Origin of the sequence: Allochromatium warmingii, assembly GCF_900107145.1 — a bacterium.
Lineage (GTDB): Bacteria > Pseudomonadota > Gammaproteobacteria > Chromatiales > Chromatiaceae > Thermochromatium > Thermochromatium warmingii.
In genome coordinates this window covers 1-2,058 of record NZ_FNOW01000081.1, presented here as the reverse complement: position 1 = coordinate 2,058, position 2,058 = coordinate 1, and the positions used below count along the sequence as shown (strand labels likewise).

Below are 2,058 nucleotides of genomic sequence, written 5' to 3'. Positions count from 1 at the left end.
ACCGACCAGACCGCCGTCGAGACCTTCTTCGCCGATCAACGCCCGACCCAGGTCTACCTGGCCGCCGCCAAAGTCGGCGGCATCCACGCCAACGACACCTACCCAGCCGAATTCCTCTACCAGAACCTCCTGATCGAAGCCAACATCATCCAGGCGGCCCAGCGTCACGGCGTCGAACGCCTGCTGTTTCTCGGCAGCTCCTGTATCTACCCGCGCCTCGCCCCCCAGCCGATGCCCGAGACCGCGCTCCTCACCGGCCCGCTCGAACCCACCAACGAACCCTACGCCATCGCCAAGATCGCCGGCATCAAACTCTGCGAATCCTACAACCGCCAATACGGCACCGACTTCCGCAGCGTCATGCCGACCAACCTCTACGGCCCCGGCGACAATTTCGACCTAGCCAACAGCCACGTCCTGCCCGCCCTGATCCGCAAGTTCCACCAAGCCAAGCTCGACGGCGTCCCCACCGTCACCGTCTGGGGCAGCGGCACCCCAAGGCGCGAATTCCTCCACGTCGACGACATGGCCGCCGCCTGCCTGCACGTCATGGACCTCGACCCCGATACCTGGCGCACCCAAGTCGACCCGCGCTGCTCACACCTCAACGTCGGCACCGGTGTCGATGTCACCATCGCCGAACTCGCACATCGCGTCGCCGAAGTCGTCGGCTTCGAAGGCCAACTCGTCTTCGACCCGAGCAAACCCGACGGCACTCCGCGCAAACTGCTCGACGTCACCCGCCTGCGCGAGCTGGGCTGGAGCGCCGCCATCGACTTGGCCGACGGCATTCGTCAAACCTACCACTGGTTCCTGGAGCATCAGGGACAGATCCGCCTTTGACATCAAGGACACACGACCCATGAAAAAAGCCCTCATCACCGGCATCACCGGCCAGGACGGCAGCTATCTCGCCGAACTCCTGCTGGAGAAAGGCTACGAAGTCCACGGCATCAAGCGCCGCAGCTCGCTGTTCAACACCGACCGCATCGACCATCTCTATCAGGATCCGCACGCCGCCGACCGGCGCTTCATCCTCCACCACGGCGACCTGACCGACGCCACCAGCCTGATCCGCATCCTCCAGCAGGTGCAGCCCGACGAGCTCTACAACCTCGCTGCTCAGAGCCATGTCGCCGTCTCCTTCGAAGAGCCGGAATACACCGCCAACTCCGACGCCCTCGGCGCCCTGCGCCTGCTCGAAGCCATCCGCATCCTCGGACTCGAACAGAAGACCCGCTTCTACCAAGCCTCGACCTCCGAACTCTACGGCCTGGTGCAGGAAGTCCCCCAGCGCGAAACCACCCCCTTCTACCCGCGCTCACCCTATGCCGTGGCCAAGCTCTACGCCTACTGGATCACGGTCAACTACCGCGAAGCCTACGGCATCTACGCCTGCAACGGCATCCTCTTCAACCACGAGGGACCGCGTCGCGGCGAGACCTTCGTCACCCGCAAGATCACCCGCGCCCTGGCCCGGATCAAACTCGGGATGCAGGAGCGCCTGTATCTGGGCAACCTCGACGCCAAACGCGACTGGGGCCACGCCCGCGACTATGTCGAGATGCAATGGCTGATGCTCCAGCAGGAGCAACCCGAAGACTTCGTCATCGCCACCGGCCGCCAATACTCGGTGCGCGACTTCGTCACCCACGCCGCCGAGTCCGTCGGCCTCCGCCTGCGCTGGGAAGGTGAGGGCGTCGACGAAAAAGGCTATGATGCCGCCACCGGCGTCTGCCGGGTCGCCGTCGACCCACGCTACTTCCGCCCCACCGAAGTCGAAACCCTGCTCGGCGACCCGACCAAAGCGCGCGAACAACTCGGCTGGGTGCCGCGCATCGGCTTCCAAGAACTGGTCGAAGAGATGATGCGCGAGGATCTCAAAGAGGCCGAACGCGATGCACTCTGCCAGGCCCAGGGCTATCCGGTGCTCGTGCGGCATGAGTGAGCGAGACGGGCGCGATGATTCGTGGATTATCAGGAACAGTCGCGCCAGAAAGGCTTGGAGAAAAGCATGAATCCAGCGATCAATGTTCAGCAATTGGTTCCGGCTTGGCA

General features: G+C 64.0%; 2 protein-coding genes. Both read left to right on the top strand.

What is annotated here, in order from left to right:
* A partial coding sequence (locus tag BLW10_RS13495) for a GDP-L-fucose synthase family protein (protein WP_091335561.1) occupies positions 1-843 on the top strand: 843 nt, incomplete at its 5' end.
* Positions 844-862: 19 nt separating this feature from the next.
* Entirely contained in the window at positions 863-1,948 is a 1,086-nt protein-coding gene (gene gmd / locus BLW10_RS13490) for a GDP-mannose 4,6-dehydratase (RefSeq protein WP_091335558.1), read from the top strand.
* Positions 1,949-2,058: the final 110 nt, after the last annotated feature.

What these genes read in the sequence shown, in the direction of transcription:
- gmd (WP_091335558.1), top strand. Translation starts at nt 863, where the DNA reads ATGAAAAAAGCCCTCATCACCGGCATCACCGGCCAGGACGGCAGCTAT.